The organism is Bacillus mycoides, from assembly GCF_018742245.1.
Lineage (GTDB): Bacteria > Bacillota > Bacilli > Bacillales > Bacillaceae_G > Bacillus_A > Bacillus_A cereus_U.
The window spans coordinates 658,279-671,517 of record NZ_CP036132.1; the positions used below are offsets into that span (position 1 = coordinate 658,279).

Consider the following 13,239-nt stretch of genomic DNA (forward strand, 5'->3'; position numbering starts at 1 on the left):
GAGCTATTTTTATGTTTATTTTTCTACACATTATATTTTGTTTAAACTGCTTTTGATTTTGCAGATCCTGTATTTAAAGTAAGAGCAAGGAAGAACATTGCAAGCACACAAGAAGCAAGGAGCAAAATGAATCCGCCGTCCCATCCGAATCCATCTACAATAAAGCCCATAGCTGCGCTAGCAAAAGTAGCTCCGCCTAGGTAACCGAAGAACCCAGTTAACCCAGCGGCAGTTCCAGCAGCTTTCTTTGGTGCTAAGTCTAGCGCGTGAAGACCAATTAACATAACAGGTCCGTAAATTAAAAATCCAATGGAAACAAGTGCGATACTATCAATGATTGGATGCCCAGCAGGATTTAGCCAGTAAACAAGAACGGCAATGAATACACCGACCATAAATAAAATACCAGCAGGTGCGCGGCGCCCCTTAAATAGTTTATCACTCATCCATCCGCAAAGAAGTGTACCTGGAATACCAGCCCATTCGTATAGAGCATAAGCTGTACGTGAGCTACTATGAGTAAAGCTTTTTTCTTCTACTAAATAAGTAGGAGCCCAGTCTACAACGCCGTAACGAACGAAATAAACAAAAACGTTAGCGATAGCGATATACCATAAAAATTTATTGTTTAATATGTATGTAAATAAAATTTCCTTTACCGAAAGCTCGCGTTCACGGTCCGCTACTTTTTCATCTGATGGATATTCCCCAGTATGTTCTTCAATAGAAGGTAATCCGCAAGATTGAGGTGTATCTCTCATCGTAATTAATACATAAATACCCACTAAAATTGAAAGAATACCTGGGAAGTAAAATATACTTTTCCAGTCATTTGCAAAGAAATATAAGCCTAATGTAACGAGAGAAGGCATAAGCGCGCCGCCGACATTATGAGCGACGTTCCAAATAGACATTTTTGTACCACGTTCACTAATGGAGAACCAATGAACCATCGTACGGCCACAAGGAGGCCATCCCATACCTTGTACCCATCCATTTAAAAACTGAAGTACAAACATAAGTATGATGCTCGTTGTAATGAAAGAAAATGAGCCGAAAATAATATTAATGATACCGGATAAAAATAGCCCAGCTGCTAAAAAGTAGCGAGGATTACAACGATCGGATACGATACCCATAAGAAATTTACTTAATCCGTAAGCGATAGATACTGCTGAAAGGATAACCCCAAGTTCCCCTTTACTAAAGCCTTGTTCGATTAAGTATGGCATTGCGAGTGAAAAGTTTTTTCGAACAAAGTAGTAACCCGCATAACCGATGAAGATGCCTAAGAATACTTGTAAACGCAATTTGCGGTATTCGCTATCAGTGCGATCAGCTGGTAAGCGTTCTGCGTGGGGCGCAGGTTTAAATAATTGTGTGAAAAACATAAAATGAAAATCCTCCTCTAATTAATTAGAAGCGTTTTAAGACAGAGAGAATACAAAAAGGCTATGAAATATAAAAAAGTTCCCTTTTTTATATTTCATAGCCTTATACTCCGATTCTCCGTGACTGTCAATATTAACTTCGACGAAAATTATACAACTTTGTGACAGGAATGTAAACGTTTTTATGAAGAAAGTTGTTGACGTATTTTGTTTGTGGGATTAATATTTAAATACGTTAAATATTTTATTGCTTAAATAAGAGGTGGATAACATGCCAAATGATATGACTCATATTGATAAGATTCAAGCTCTTACATTCGCTATAGGAAAGAAAATGCAAACAGAGCTATTAGAACAAATGCAAGCATCAGGACTTACACCACCGCAGTTTTATATTTTAAAGATTTTAGATCATTACGGAGCTTCAAGAGCGACACAATTGGCGGAGAAAATGTACGTGAAACCGAGTGCGATTACAGTAATGATTGATCGTTTAATTGATCATGGGTTAGTAGAGCGCTATCACGACGATAATGATCGCCGCGTTGTTATCATTGAGCTAACGAAAAAGGGGAAAGCTACAGTAGAAGAAGCGATGGCGGCTCGTAATGAGCATATTGCAAAATACTTCTCACACTTAGAATTACAAGAGAGGGAAGATTTGTTACGCCTCTTTGAAAAGCTAGAAACAATTATTTGCGGGACACAAGAGAAAAAAGAGAAAAACTAAGAGGAATTGAGGAGATTACATGGAGCAACAAGAAAATCAGAATAGAAAGTTGTTGTTAATCGGTTTAGTAATCGCGATGCTATTTGCTGCATTGGACGGAACAATCGTTGGTACAGCAATGCCGCGTATCGTCGGTGAGCTAGGCGGATTAAGTTTAATGACATGGTTAACAACAGCTTACATGTTAACATCAACAACGGTTGTACCGATTGCAGGTAAATTAGCGGATTTACTTGGGCGTCGTAACGTATATATAGCAGGATTAATTATCTTTATGGCTGGTTCAGCGTTATGTGGTATGGCAAACGGTATGACAGAATTAATTATTTTCCGTGGTATTCAAGGTCTTGGTGGCGGTATTATGATGCCAATGGCTATGATTATTATCGGAGATATGTTCACGGGAAAAGAACGTGCTAAATGGCAAGGTATTTTTGGAGCTCTATATGGTCTTGCCTCTGTAATTGGACCACAAGTTGGTGGTTGGATTGTAGACGCAGTGGACTGGAGATGGGTATTCTATATTAACTTACCAGTTGGTATTTTAGCGACAATCTTTATTGCAATGGGATTAAAAGCACATAAACAAACAGGACCAATTAAAATTGATATCGCTGGAATCTTCACGATGATTCTCGGTGTTGTAAGTTTATTACTTGCGTTAACGTTTGGTGGAAAAGATTATGCATGGGGTTCTTGGCAAATTATCGGGTTATTTGCACTAGCTGCCATTGGTATTGTTAGCTTTGTTATTGTTGAAACGAAGGCTGAAGAACCAATTTTACCGATGCACTTCTTTAAAAACCGCACATTTACACTACTGAATGCGATCGGTTTCTTTATGAGTATCGGAATGTTTGGAGCAATTATGTTCGTACCGTTCTTTATGCAAGGAATTGTAGGCGTAAGTGCTGCTGAATCAGGAACGATTATGACACCGATGATGATCACAATGATCGTTATGAGTATTATCGGTGGTCAACTTGTATTAAAAGTTGGTGTGAAACCACAAATTATTACAGGGATGCTTATTATGGCTAGTGGTTTCTGGTTATTAACAACGATGGATATGCACACAACTAAGCTTACCGCTACTTCTTATATGATGATTATCGGTTTAGGAATGGGTCTTGTTATGCCGATACTAACATTAGCATTACAAGAAAGCTTTCCGAAAAAAGATCTTGGTGTTGTAACATCATCAAGTCAATTCTTCCGTCAAATCGGTGGAACGTTTGGGATTACAATTTTAGGATCAATTATGAATAACACTTCAGGTACAACGTTAACAAATAAATTAGTACCTGTATTAGATACATTCCCAAAAGAAGCGGGACAAATGGTAACAAAATTGAAAGATATGATTCATACAGATCCACAGAGTTTATATTCTATGCTCTTTAGTCCAGAGGCATTAAAACAAATGCCAGAAGCATTTTCTAACAGTATCGTACCGGTTTTGAAAAGTTCTTTGGTGGATTCGCTTCATACTGTATTCTTAACAGGATTAGTATTTATCGTAGTAGGTGCTATCTTCACGATTTTCTTACAGAAGATTAAACTATCTGATCGTAAAAAGGGCGCTGAGGAGCCTGTTGTAGAAGAGAAAGAACAAACAGTATCATATTCGTAATGAGAAAGCATCGCCATAAGGCGATGCTTTTTTTGAGTATAACCTTAAAACCTTTTTAGTGAGAAATGATTGACGTATTTTTATAAATGCGTTATATTATTTTGTGTAAACGGTTACATGAAATGAGGAGAAAAGAGAATGAGTACGATTAAAGACGTTGCAAAATTAGCAGGGGTATCTGTTGCGACCGTTTCCAGAGTGTTAAATAAAAATGGATATGTTCATGAGGATACATTAAAAAAAGTAGAGCGAGCAATTGAAATGCTAGATTATAAGCCTAGTACAGTAGCACGTTCTTTATACAATAAAAAATCTCGTTTAATTGGCTTAGTTGTTCCAAATATCGTGAATCCATTCTTTCCAGAAGTTGCACGTGCCGTAGAAGATGTAGCACATAAGCAAGGTTACACAGTTGTCCTTTGTAACTCTGATGAAAGTTTAGAAAAAGAGAAACAATACATTGATGTGCTTAGACAAAATAATGTGGATGGGTTTATTGTGGCAACGAATCCACAAAATAGTGTTAATTACATGAATTTGTCTATTCCAGTTGTTGCGATTGACCGAATGTTTAATGAGCGCATTCCTACTGTATATGCAGATAACTATGCAGGGAGTCAGGCGGCGACAAAGTTATTAATAGACAAAGGGTGTAAACATATTGCACATATTCGCGGACCGCGTGATGTGAGCACAGCTAATGAACGTTTTGAAGGTTTTGTAGACGTTATTACGCAAAATAATCTTTCTTATATGATTGCAGAGAGTACATTCGATCCAGCTAATAGTGAACAGGTCGCGGTAGGATTATTGGAAGAATATCCGCATATTGATGGGATTGTTGCTGGGAATGATTTAATTGCAATCGGCGTTGTAAAGGCTGCACTTCAAAAGGGAATTTCTATTCCAGACGATTTACAAATTATCGGATTCGATGGAATTTCTTTAACAGAAATGATGTATCCATCTATTACAACTGTTGCACAGCCAATTTATGAAATGGGGAAAATTGCAACAGAGTTGTTGTTAGAGCAGATGGAAGGAAATCCATTAGAAGAGAAACACTATCGTTTACCGATTGAAATTATAGAACGAAATACAACGAAGTAAGGAGATGAGACAGATGCCAAATATTGCAGTAGTAGGTAGTATTTCAATGGACTTAGTGGCTGTTTCAAAAATACGGCCGAAAGCAGGCGAAACGGTAATTGGTGAAGCATTTCATACGATCCCAGGAGGGAAAGGGGCCAACCAAGCAGTAGCTGCAGCTAGATTAGGAGCAAATGTAGCGATGGTTGGTGCGGTAGGAAATGATGATTACGGAACAGTAGTTAGAAAAAATTTAGAGAACGAACGCGTTTTTATCGACTATGTGGTACCGGTTACAGATAGAACGACAGGAATCGCTCATATCGTTTTAGCAGAAGAGGATAACAGCATTGTTGTCGTACAAGGAGCAAATGCTCTTGTAAGTGATTCGATTGTAGATCGTTCAAAAGACCTTCTTGTAAAAGCAGATATGGTCGTTCTTCAACTAGAGATTCCGCTTGAAACGGTAAAATACGTTCTGGCTATTTGTGAGGAGCACAAAATTCCAGTTATGTTGAATCCGGCTCCAGCACAAATTTTATCAGAAGATATTTTAGAAAAAGCGACTTATATTACGCCGAATGAACATGAATGTCGCATCGTATTAAATGATTTCACATCACCAATTGAAGAGTTACTTGCGAAATATCCAAATAAGCTATTGATGACGGAAGGGTCTAACGGTGTTCGATTCCATAATGGAACGGAAGTTGTTCAAGTTCCAAGTATTGCCGTAGATGTAGTAGATACGACTGGAGCTGGTGATACATTTAATGGCGCGTTAGCAGTTGCGCTTTCTGAAGGAGAAATACTTCAAAAGGCTATTCGTTTCGCAAATATTGCTGGTGGTCTTTCTGTAACAAGACTTGGGGCTCAGGGCGGTATGCCAACGAGAGATAGAGTACGTGAAGTGCAGGTGATTGTTGGATGAAAAAGCATGGTGTATTAAATAGTGAAATTGCGGCAGTCCTTGCTTCACTTGGACATACAGATACGATTGTAATTGCTGATTGCGGGTTACCTATTCCTGATGGAGTAAAACGAATTGATTTAGCAGTTGAAATTGGAAAGCCTAGCTTTTTAGACGTATTACAAGTAGTTGCTGATGATATGGCAATTGAGAAAGTGACGTTAGCAGAAGAAGTCATTATGAATAATGCGGTGGTAAATAAAGAAGTTGAGATGTGTTTAATAGAGCCAGCATTTGAATATGTGTCTCATAAGGAATTTAAAGAGCATACAAAGAGAGCGAAGGCGATTATTCGTACAGGAGAAGCAACGCCTTATGCGAATGTTATTTTACATGCAGGCGTGATTTTTTAATAAAGGGATGTGATGAGAATGCATATTGAAATGAAGAACATTTCAAAAGCGTTCAGTGGTAATCCTGTTCTAAAAAACGCACAGTTTATGATTGAAACAGGAGAAGTCCATGCATTGATGGGGGAAAACGGAGCGGGGAAATCGACGCTTATGAAGATTCTAACAGGTGTATATAAAAAAGACAGTGGAGCAGTCACAATTGATGGACAAGAACGAACTTTTAAAAACGCGAAAGAAGCGGAAGAGTACGGTATTGCATTTATCCATCAAGAGTTGAACATATTACCGAATTTAACGGTAGCTGAAAATATGTTTCTTGGAAAAGAGTTAATGTATGGAAAAACGGGCATTTTACGTACGCGTCAAATGAATGCGATTGCCCAGCAGCAATTGGCAGATCTTGGTCTACATGTGAGAGGCGCTATGCTAGCAGGTGAATTATCAGTTGGACAACAGCAAATTATTGAAATTGCTAAAGCATTAATGACAAATGCGAGCGTTATCATTATGGATGAACCTACAGCAGCATTAACAGATCGCGAAATTGAAACACTGTTTATTGTTATTAATAAATTACGTAAAGAGGGCGTTTCATTCGTTTATATTTCACACCGGATGGAAGAAATTTTTTCAATATGTGATGCTATTACGATTTTGCGTGATGGAGAATATGTAGGGAAAAGATTAATTCCGGAGACATCATTTGATGAAGTAGTTAGCATGATGGTGGGTCGTAGTATTGGTGAACGTTATCCAGAACGAAATAGTCCAATTGGCGAAGTGATTTTTGAAATGCGTAACGGAACGAAAAAGGGGAAATTTGAAAATGTTTCGTTTCAAGTTAGAAAAGGTGAAATCCTTGGTGTTGCGGGCTTGATGGGAGCTGGTCGCACGGATATTATGAAAGCAATATTTGGATATGAACCACTTGATTCAGGACAAATTTTTATGAATGGACAAGAAGTGAAAATTGATAGTCCAATTGATGCGATTAGACAACGAATTGCCTTTATTACAGAGGATAGAAAATCTGAAGGGCTTGTGTTAGATTTTTCGATTCGTGAAAATTTAGCTTTACCAAATTTAGAAAGTCTTTCAAAGGGAAGCGTTGTTAATAAAGGTTTAGAACAGCAATTTACAGAGGATATGATGAAGCTTCTTAATGTGAAAGCAGCAAACGGAGAGCAAGCTGTAAAATCTCTTTCTGGTGGAAATCAGCAAAAGATTGTAATTGCAAAATGGTTAGGTATTCATCCACAGTTACTCATTTTAGATGAACCAACGAGAGGTGTAGATGTTGGGGCTAAAAAAGAAATTTACTCTATTATGAATAAGCTTACCGAGCAAGGAGATTCCGTTATTATGGTATCGTCTGAGCTTCCAGAAGTTTTAGGAATGAGTGATCGTGTTCTCGTCATTCATGAGGGGAAAATCGGTGGTATTTTAGAGAAGGATCAGGCATCGCAAGAGTCTATTATGGCACTAGCTACAGGGGGAGAGTAAGATATGGCTAAGAAGGGGAATGTATTACAACAACTTGGTTCTTTAATTGGATTAGTATTAATTATCGTAGTAATTACAGCTTTAAATCCAGCATTTATTGAAATTCCAAATTTATTTAATATACTGCGCCAAGTATCGATTAATGCACTCATTGCATTTGGAATGACCTTCGTTATTTTAACAGGGGGTATTGACTTATCGGTAGGTTCTATTTTAGCATTATCAAGTGCACTTGTTGCCGGAATGATGGCAAGTGGCATGGATCCGTTCCTTGCAATGGTAGTTGGATTATTAGCAGGTCTTGCAATGGGAATTATAAACGGTATCATTATTGCGAAGGGAAAAGTAGCTCCGTTTATTGCAACTTTAGCAACAATGACTATTTTTCGCGGGTTGACGCTTGTTTATATGGACGGACGTCCGATCACTGGTCTTGGTGATCATTTAATGTTCCAAATGTTTGGCCGTGGTTATTTCCTTGGTATTCCTGTGCCAGCCGTTACAATGATGATCGCTTTTGCAGTACTGTACTTTATTTTAAAGAAAACAACGTTTGGTCGCCGTACGTTTGCGATTGGTGGAAATGAAGAAGCGGCAGCTTTATCTGGTATTAATGTTACGAGAATTAAAGTAATGATTTACGGTCTTTCCGGAATTTTGGCAGCGCTTGCAGGTATTGTCTTAACATCAAGATTAGATTCTGCACAGCCGACTGCTGGTACTTCTTACGAATTAGATGCAATTGCTGCAGTTGTGTTAGGAGGAACGAGTCTTTCAGGTGGAAGAGGATGGATTGTTGGTACATTCATCGGTGTGCTTATTATTGGTGTACTAAATAACGGTTTAAATTTATTAGGTGTATCTTCTTTCTTCCAACAAGTTGTAAAAGGACTTGTAATCTTACTAGCTGTACTAATTGATCGTCGAAAAGAAGCGTAATGGAGGGGCAATTCATGAAAAAATGGTTACTGATACTCGTTGCATGCATCATGGTAGTTACTGCTGGTTGTTCAATGGAACCACCAGATTGGGCAAAGGATTCTGGCGATAAAGGTCGAAATAAAACTATTAAAGTTGGATTTTCTGTTTCAACTTTAAATAATCCATTTTTCGTCACGTTGAAAAAAGGTGCAGAAAAGAAAGCAAAAGATAGCGGCATTGAATTAATTGCTGTTGATGCACAAAATGATGCAGCGAAGCAAACAAACGATGTTGAAGATTTAATTCAAAAAGGTGTCGATGTAGTTGTTATTAATCCAACCGACTCAGATGCTGTTGCTTCAGCGGTAAGTGCAGCCAATGCAGCCAATGTTCCTGTTATTACAGTAGACCGAGTTGCGAATTCAGGTAAAGTTGTTTCTCACATTGCTTCTAACAATGTCGAAGGTGGTCAAATGGCTAGTGATTACATTCGGGAATTAGTTGGTGAAGGAACAAATGTTGCTGAGTTAGAAGGAATCCCTGGATCGTCTGCTGCTCGTGAGCGTGGGAAAGGATTCCATAACGTAGCTGATAAGTCTTTAAAAGTAGTAGCAAAACAAGCAGCTGATTTCGATCGTGCAAAAGGGTTATCCGTTATGGAAAATATTTTGCAAGCAAATAGCGATATAAAAGCAGTGTTTGCTCATAACGATGAAATGGCATTAGGCGCACTTGAGGCGTTGAAATCTGCTGGCAAAACGGACGTAGTCGTTGTTGGATTTGATGCAACGGACGATGCTGTAAAAGCGGTTAAAGATGGGCGCATGGCAGCAACAGTCGCTCAAAAACCGGAATTAATCGGAGAGAAGGCGATGGAAACAGCGAAAGAAATAACACAAGGTAAAAAAGTGGACAAATTTGTTCCGATTGAATTAGAGCTTATTAAGAAAAAATAAATAAATATAAAATGAAAATTAGGAAGGAAGAATAACAAATGAAATTTTTTATTGATACAGCAAACATTAACGAAATTAAAGAGGCAAATGCATTAGGTGTAGTAGCTGGAGTAACGACAAATCCATCACTTGTAGCAAAAGAAGGCGTAGATTTCCATGAGCGTATTCGTGAAATTTGCAGCTTTATTGAAGGACCTGTAAGCGCAGAAGTAATTAGCTTAGAAGCTGATAAAATGATTGAAGAAGGAAAAGAGTTAGCAAAAATCGCTCCAAACGTTGTTGTAAAAGTTCCAATGACAACAGAAGGCTTAAAAGCAGTAAAAGCATTCTCAGATTTAGGAATTCGTACAAACGTTACATTAGTATTCTCAGCAGTGCAAGCATTACTTGCAGCTCGCGCTGGTGCGACATACGTTTCACCGTTCTTAGGTCGCTTAGATGATATCGGTCATAACGGTATGGACTTAATTCGCCAAATCGCAGAAATCTTTGCAATTCACGGCATTGAAACAGAAATCATTGCAGCATCTGTACGTCACAGTGTTCACGTAACAGAAGCAGCATTAAACGGTTCACATATTGCAACAATCCCAGCAAACGTAATCGCTTCATTAGTGAAGCATCCATTAACAGATCAAGGAATTGAGAAATTCTTAGCTGATTGGGAAAAAACACAAGAGAAATAATACGAAATGGAGAACCCAAGTTTAATTAACTTGGGTTCTTTTTTTTGTTTGAAAGAATTTTCATGCAATTGTGCATATTGTCTTTTAAATTTTTAATATAAGCTATTTAATATATACAAATCACTCTTTATTTTTCACATTTCGACATAAAAAAGATAGAGGGTCTGACCAGAAAACTGGAGGGCATGATTCTATAACAGAAAGCTTATTTCTTATAGAATCATGTCTTTTATTATACAAGGGAGGATAGATTACGTATTTTTATCTGAAGTTTAAGATTGATACAAGGGGATGAGTAAAATGAGAAAAAAAGCGCCATTTAAAGTGTTGTCATCATTAACGATCGCGACACTCATCGGATGCTCAGCTGTAATGAGTGCTCCGTTAGCATACGCAGAAACGCCAGCAAAAGAAAGTGTGTCTACAACGTCAATTGATCATAATTTAATTCAAGAAGATCGTTTAGCGGAAGCGCTGAAAGAAAGAGGAACGATTAATCCAGCCTCTTCTAAAGAAGAGACGAAAAAGGCTGTAGAGCAATATATTGAAAAGAAGCAAGGGGATCAGGCAAATAAAGAAATTCTTCCAGCGGATACTGCTAAAGAGGCATCTGATTTCGTGAAAAAAGTAAAAGAGAAGAAAATGGAGGAAAAGGAGAAAGTAAAGAAACCTGAAAAAAATGTGAGTCCTGAGCAAAAACCAGAACCAAATAAAAAACAACTGAATGGACAAGTCCCAACTTCTAAAGCAAAGCAAGCGCCATATAAAGGGTCTGTTCGAACTGATAAAGTATTAGTATTACTCGTTGAATTTAGTGATTATAAACATAATAATATTGATCAAACACCAGGATATATGTATTCGAATGACTTTAGTAGAGAGCATTATCAAAAAATGTTATTTGGTAATGAACCGTACACATTATTTGATGGTTCAAAAGTAAAAACATTTAAACAATATTATGAAGAGCAGTCTGGTGGAAGTTATACGACAGATGGATATGTAACGGAGTGGCTAACTGTTCCAGGAAAAGCGTCTGACTACGGTGCTGATGGTAGTAGTGGTCACGATAATAAAGGACCAAAAGGCGCACGTGATTTAGTGAAGGAAGCTTTAAATGTGGCAGCTGAAAAGGGATTAGATTTATCTCAATTTGATCAATTTGACAGATATGATACAAATGGTGATGGTAATCAAAATGAATCTGACGGTGTAATTGATCATTTAATGGTAATCCATGCTGGTGTTGGTCAAGAAGCTGGTGGCGGTAAATTAGGTGATGATGCGATTTGGTCACATCGTTCAAAATTAGCAACAGATCCAGTAGCGATTGAAGGTACAAAATCAAAGGTAGATTACTTTGGTGGAAAAGTAGCAGCGCATGATTACACAATTGAACCGGAAGATGGAGCAGTAGGTGTATTTGCGCATGAATTTGGACATGACCTTGGCTTACCGGATGAATATGACACGAAATATACTGGAATGGGTTCACCTGTTGAAGCGTGGTCATTAATGAGTGGAGGTAGTTGGACAGGGAAAATTGCAGGAACAGAGCCAACTAGTTTCTCACCACAAAATAAAGACTTCTTACAAAAGAATATGGGCGGCAACTGGGCAAAAATTTTAGAAGTAGATTACGATAAAATTAAGAGTGGTGTAGGCGTTCCTACATATATTGATCAAAGTGTTACGAAATCCAATCGTCCAGGCGTTGTACGTGTTAACTTACCAGGTAAAAGTGTTGAAACGATTAAACCGGAGTTTGGAAAGCATGCATATTATAGTACAAGAGGAGATGATATGCATACAACACTAGAGACACCATTCTTCGATTTAACAAAAGGAACAAATGCAAAATTTGATTATAAAGCGAATTATGAACTAGAAGCAGAGTGTGATTTCATCGAAGTACATGCTGTAACTGAAGATGGAACGAAAACATTAATTGATAGATTGGGAGAAAACATAGTCCAAGAAGATAAAGATACAACAGATGGAAAATGGATTGATAAATCATACGATTTAAGTCAATTTAAAGGGAAGAAAGTTAAACTACAATTCGACTATATTACAGATCCAGCTTTAACATATAAAGGTTTCGCAATGGATAATGTAAATGTAACAGTTGATGGACAAGTAGTATTTTCAGATGACGCAGAAGGACAGTCTAAAATGAAGTTAAATGGATTCGTTGTTTCTGATGGGACAGAACAGAAACCACATTATTATTATCTAGAGTGGAGAAACTATGCTGGATCAGATAATGGATTAAAAGCGGGAAAAGGTCCGGTATATAATACAGGTCTTGTCGTTTGGTATGCAGATGATAGTTTCAAAGATAACTGGGTTGGGTTACATCCAGGTGAAGGCTTCCTTGGTGTTGTTGACTCTCATCCAGAAGCGTTAGTTGGCAATCTAAACGGGAAACCAGCATACGGTAATACTGGAATGCAAATTGCAGATGCTGCATTTTCATTTGATCAAACGCCGACATGGAGTGCAAATTCATTAACACGTGGACAATTTAATTATACTGCATTACAAGGTGTTACAACATTTGATGATTCAAAAGTATACAGCAACAAACAAATTGCTGACGCAGGACGCAAAGTTCCAAACCTTGGTCTTAAATTCCAAGTTGTTGGACAAGCAGATGATAAGTCTGCAGGTGCTGTTTGGATTAGACGTTAATAAAGTGAAACTTTAATCAGTGGGGGTTTTGTCCATCCCCCACCAATCGGGATAAAATAAAAGCACATTCTTCATATGAAGAATGTGCTTTTTTATTTGTACAGTAAGTTATTATTTTAGCTTGTGTAATACAACTGTTTATCTATGTGTAGTGTATCAAATTATGTGGGGAAAGGAAATATTTCCGAGGAAATTGTCGAAGTATCGTTGGTATTTATAAACTTTCTTTTTAAAAGAAGAGATGTAGCATTGCTTTTACAGTGCAATTTATTTACATTGTTATTTGGCTATACACAAAAGTAATATATTAGGC

At 37.7% G+C, this 13,239-nt stretch carries 11 protein-coding genes; 10 read left to right on the forward strand and 1 reads right to left on the reverse strand.

Features of this window, described 5'->3' with window-relative positions; genetic code table 11:
- Positions 1-41: 41 nt before the first annotated feature.
- Entirely contained in the window at positions 42-1,391 is a 1,350-nt protein-coding gene (glpT, locus tag EXW56_RS03305) for a glycerol-3-phosphate transporter (RefSeq protein ID WP_002201776.1), read from the reverse strand.
- 271 nt (positions 1,392-1,662) lie between these two features.
- Here glpT and EXW56_RS03310 point away from each other — a divergent pair, with 271 nt between their 5' ends.
- From EXW56_RS03310 to inhA2, 10 genes are all read left to right on the forward strand, one after another.
- A complete protein-coding gene (locus EXW56_RS03310) occupies positions 1,663-2,121 on the forward strand; it encodes a MarR family winged helix-turn-helix transcriptional regulator (RefSeq protein WP_002114114.1) in 459 nt (152 codons plus the stop codon).
- A gap of 19 nt (positions 2,122-2,140) precedes the next feature.
- Positions 2,141-3,754, forward strand: a complete 1,614-nt coding sequence (locus tag EXW56_RS03315) for an MDR family MFS transporter (RefSeq protein WP_002201775.1) — start codon at positions 2,141-2,143, stop codon at positions 3,752-3,754.
- Positions 3,755-3,892: 138 nt separating this feature from the next.
- A complete protein-coding gene (gene rbsR, locus EXW56_RS03320) occupies positions 3,893-4,864 on the forward strand; it encodes a ribose operon transcriptional repressor RbsR (RefSeq protein WP_002201774.1) in 972 nt (323 codons plus the stop codon).
- A 13-nt stretch (positions 4,865-4,877) separates the two neighbouring features.
- A complete protein-coding gene (gene rbsK, locus EXW56_RS03325) occupies positions 4,878-5,774 on the forward strand; it encodes a ribokinase (RefSeq protein ID WP_002201773.1) in 897 nt (298 codons plus the stop codon).
- Positions 5,771-6,166 (forward strand): D-ribose pyranase, encoded by a 396-nt coding sequence (rbsD, locus tag EXW56_RS03330; protein WP_002114121.1) that lies wholly within the window; start codon positions 5,771-5,773, stop codon positions 6,164-6,166. Before rbsK ends, rbsD begins: the two co-directional genes overlap by 4 nt.
- A gap of 18 nt (positions 6,167-6,184) precedes the next feature.
- Positions 6,185-7,669: a ribose ABC transporter ATP-binding protein RbsA gene (rbsA, locus tag EXW56_RS03335; protein ID WP_002201772.1), complete on the forward strand. Its 1,485-nt coding sequence runs from the start codon at positions 6,185-6,187 to the stop codon at positions 7,667-7,669.
- A 3-nt stretch (positions 7,670-7,672) separates the two neighbouring features.
- Entirely contained in the window at positions 7,673-8,608 is a 936-nt protein-coding gene (locus EXW56_RS03340; RefSeq protein ID WP_002114125.1) for an ABC transporter permease subunit, read from the forward strand.
- A gap of 14 nt (positions 8,609-8,622) precedes the next feature.
- Positions 8,623-9,546 (forward strand): ribose ABC transporter substrate-binding protein RbsB, encoded by a 924-nt coding sequence (rbsB, locus tag EXW56_RS03345; RefSeq protein WP_002114128.1) that lies wholly within the window; start codon positions 8,623-8,625, stop codon positions 9,544-9,546.
- A 38-nt stretch (positions 9,547-9,584) separates the two neighbouring features.
- On the forward strand, positions 9,585-10,232 hold the full coding sequence (gene fsa, locus EXW56_RS03350; RefSeq protein ID WP_000667669.1) for a fructose-6-phosphate aldolase: 648 nt from the start codon (positions 9,585-9,587) through the stop codon (positions 10,230-10,232).
- A gap of 300 nt (positions 10,233-10,532) precedes the next feature.
- On the forward strand, positions 10,533-12,926 hold the full coding sequence (gene inhA2 / locus EXW56_RS03355) for a M6 family metalloprotease immune inhibitor InhA2 (RefSeq protein WP_002201771.1): 2,394 nt from the start codon (positions 10,533-10,535) through the stop codon (positions 12,924-12,926).
- Positions 12,927-13,239 lie beyond the last annotated feature (313 nt).